General features: G+C 71.5%; 2 protein-coding genes. Both read left to right on the top strand.

Going from position 1 to position 3,722, the window contains the following annotated elements; translation table 11 throughout:
• Positions 1 to 210 precede the first annotated feature (210 nt).
• Positions 211 to 2,073: a S8 family serine peptidase gene (locus tag AC02VZ_RS25985; RefSeq protein WP_386624673.1), complete on the top strand. Its 1,863-nt coding sequence runs from the start codon at positions 211 to 213 to the stop codon at positions 2,071 to 2,073.
• A 229-nt stretch (positions 2,074 to 2,302) separates the two neighbouring features.
• Positions 2,303 to 3,722, top strand: a 1,420-nt coding sequence (locus AC02VZ_RS25980; RefSeq protein WP_476476554.1) for a M14 family metallopeptidase, incomplete at its 3' end; no start/stop codon positions are given.

The raw sequence follows: 3,722 nt of genomic DNA, 5'->3' as shown, positions 1-3,722 counted from the left end.
CCGGCGGCCGACGAGAAGCTGACGTACACGGGCGGTGCGGGCTACTACCGCTACCGGGTCCACGCCTACAGCGGCAACGGCGCCTACACCCTCGGCTACGACACCCCCTGAACCCTCTTCCCCCAGTTGGTTCCCCCTCGTCGCGACGGCCCCGTGGTCCCACGGCAGGTCCGTCGCGGCACACCACCCCCTCAGAAAGGGAATCGTTCCATGCCCAAGCTCTCCAGACGACGCCTGCTCGGCGCCGCCACCGCCGCCGCCGCGGTACTGGCCCTCGCGCCGCTCCCGGCCGCGGTGGCCGGAACCGCGGCACCCTCCCCGTCGGCCGGCCGGATCCTCGGCGAGGCCGGATCGGGTGCCATATCCGGGTCCTACATCGTCGTCTTCCGCGACGCCGCCGTGTCGGCCGCGTCCACCGGCGACCGGGCGCTGCGCCTGGCCGCCGAGCACGACGGCACGGTGACCCACACCTACCGCACCGCCCTGCGCGGCTTCAGCGTCAGGATGTCCGAGTCGGACGCCCGTCGCCTGGCCGCCGACCCCGCGGTCGCCTACGTGGAGCGGGACCGCCGGGCGAGCATCTCGGGGACCCAGTCGCCGACGCCGTCCTGGGGCCTGGACCGCGTCGACCAGCGCGCTCTCCCGCTGGACAACTCGTACACGTACCCGAACTCCGGTGACGGGGTGCGGGCCTACATCCTGGACACCGGCGTCCGGGCGAGCCACACCGACTTCGGGGGCAGGGCCGCCGGCGGCCGGGACATCGTCGACGGCGACAACGAACCCGGCGACTGCAACGGCCACGGCACCCACGTGGCCGGCACCGTCGCGGGAACGGCCTACGGCATCGCCAAGAACGCCACCGTCGTACCGGTCCGCATCCTGGGCTGCGGAGGCTCCGGTTCGTGGAGCGACGTCGTCGCGGGCATCGACTGGGTGGCCGCCGACCACGATCCGGGCGAACCGGCCGTGGCGAACATGAGCATCGGCGGCGAGAAGATCCAGTCGGTCAACGACGCCGTCTCCGCGGCGGTCGCCGACGGCGTGACCTTCGTGGTGGCGGCGGGAAACGAGGACACGGACGCCTGCCGCAAGTCCCCGGCCAGCACCCCCGAGGCGATCACCGTCGGCGCCACCGACAAGGCGGACAAGCGGGCCTCCTTCTCCAACTACGGTTCGTGCCTGGACCTGTTCGCGCCGGGTGTGGGGATCACCTCCGCCTGGTGGACCAACGACAACGCCACGAACACCATCAGCGGCACGTCCATGGCCTCGCCCCACGCAGCCGGGGTGGCGGCGCTGGTGACCGCCGCCAACCCCTCGCTCACGCCGCAGCAGGTGCGCGACGCCATGGTCGCCGACGCCACGAACGGAGTCGTCACCGACCCCGGCCCCGGCTCCCCGAACAAGCTGCTGCACGTCGGCAACGAGGCCCCGGCCGAGGACGACTTCTCCGTGTCGCTCTCGCCGACGGCCGGGACCGTCGACCCGGGCGGTTCGGTGCAGGCGACGCTGAAGACCTCCCTCGTCAAGGGCGACCCGGGAAGCATCGCCCTGAAGGCGACCGGCCTGCCGACCGGAGCGACCGCGACGTTCAGCCCGGAGACCGTGACCGCGGGTGAGTCCTCCACCCTCACCCTGGCCACCACCGCCGACACGGCCCCCGGCACCTACCCGGTCACCGTCTCCGCCACCGGCGCGGGCGGCGACGTCACCCGCACCGCGGCCTTCACCCTCACGGTGAAGGGGTCGGCTCCGAAGGGCTGTGAGGACGCGGAGACGGTGAAGTCGGGTTCGTTGACGTCGGGTTCGAGTGCGTACCAGCCGGACGGGGGTTACTTCCGCACCACCGTCACGGGTGCGTTCGCGGCCTGCCTGGACGGTCCTGACAACGCGGACTACGACCTGTACCTGCAGAAGTGGAGCGGTGCCGGTTGGACGACGGTGGCGCGGGGGACGACTCCGGCGGCCGACGAGAAGCTGACGTACACGGGCGGTGCGGGCTACTACCGCTACCGGGTCCACGCCTACAGCGGCAACGGCGCCTACACCCTCGGCTACGACACCCCCTGAGCGCCCCGTCCTCAGGTCTGTCCCGAGCCGCCGGAGGCCGACGTGCCATGCGTGTCTCCCCGGGCACGGCACAGCCCCCGGTACGCCGGCCGGCCCAGGTGAGCCGGCCGGCCGGGTGAGTGTGCCCTGACGGGGGGCGCTCACCCGAAGCGGGCGGGACCGTCGCGGTTCTGTGGGGGCCACGGTCCCGCCCGCCCTCCTCACCCATCCCACTTCGCAGGAGGATCCGATGCGATGGCGCATCGCACTACTGTCCACTCTGGTCCTGGGGGCGACCGCCCTCGTCGGACCGGTCGGCTCGGCGTCGGCCGGTCCCTCGCCGGACCCCGCGGCGAGCGCGCAGGAGCAGTCCGTCCAGTACCGGGTCACGGGCGCCAAGTCCCGTGAGGACCGGTCGAGGATCGCCGCCACCGGCGCGGCCGTCGACCTCGTCGAGCACGGCACGATCTACGTCACCGCGACCACGGCCGAGGTCCGCAGCATCCGCCGGCTCGGATTCACCGCGGACCGCCTGCCGCCCGCCCCGTCGGACAGGGCGACGGGCGGCGCGGCGGGCTTCCCGCCGGCCGACTCGGGCTACCACGACTACGCCGAGACGGTGGCCGAACTCGACCGCATCGCCCAGGCGTACCCCGACCTCGCACGGAAGTCGGTGGTCGGCAAGTCCCACGAGGGCCGTGACATCGTGGCCCTGAAGATCTCCGACAACGTCGGCACCGACGAGGACGAACCCGAGGTCCTGTTCAACGCGAACATCCACGCCCGGGAGCACCTCACCACGGAGCAGGCGCTCTACCTGGCCGACCTGTTCACCTCGCGGCACGGCAGCGACACGCGCGTCACGAACGTGGTCGACTCCCGGGAGATCTGGATCATCCCGATGCTCAACCCGGACGGCAGCGAGTACGACCACGCCACCGGCTCCTACCGGTCTTGGCGCAAGAACCGCCAGCCCAACGCGGGCACGTCGAGCGTGGGCACGGACCTGAACCGCAACTTCGGCTACAAGTGGGGCTGCTGCAACGGCTCCAGCGGTTCCCCGTCCAGCGACACCTACCGGGGCTCCGACCCCTTCTCGGCCACCGAGACCCGGGTGCTGCGCGACTTCGTCCTGTCCCGGCGGATCGGCGGCGAACAGCAGATCAAGGCCCACATCGACATCCACTCCTACTCCGAGCTCATCCTCTGGCCGTTCGGCTACACCTACTCCGACACCGACCAGGGGATGACGGCCGACCAGGAGGCGACCTTCCGCACCATCGGGCAGCAGATGGCCGCGACCAACGGCTACACCCCGCAGCAGAGCAGCGACCTGTACATCACCGACGGCGACTCCATCGACTGGATGTGGGGCGACCAGGGCATCTGGTCCTACGTCTTCGAGATGTACCCCGCCTCCGCCTACCCCGGCTTCTACCCCCCGGACGAGGTCATCCCCGAACAGACCGCACGCAACAAGGAGTCGGTGCTCACCCTCGCCGAATACGCGGACTGCCCCTACCGGGCCATCGGCAAGCAGGAGCAGTACTGTGCCGACGCCCCTGCTCGGGACTTCTCGGTGTCGGTGGATCCGTCGGCGGGTTCGACGGATCCGGGTGGGAGTACGACGGCGTCGGTCGGGACGGCGACGACGGCGGGTGAGGCGCAGC

This window comes from Streptomyces sp. 3-6, assembly GCF_056323165.1.
The sequence above is the reverse complement of the archived record's forward strand: the minus strand, read 5'-3'. Positions and strand labels throughout refer to the sequence as shown.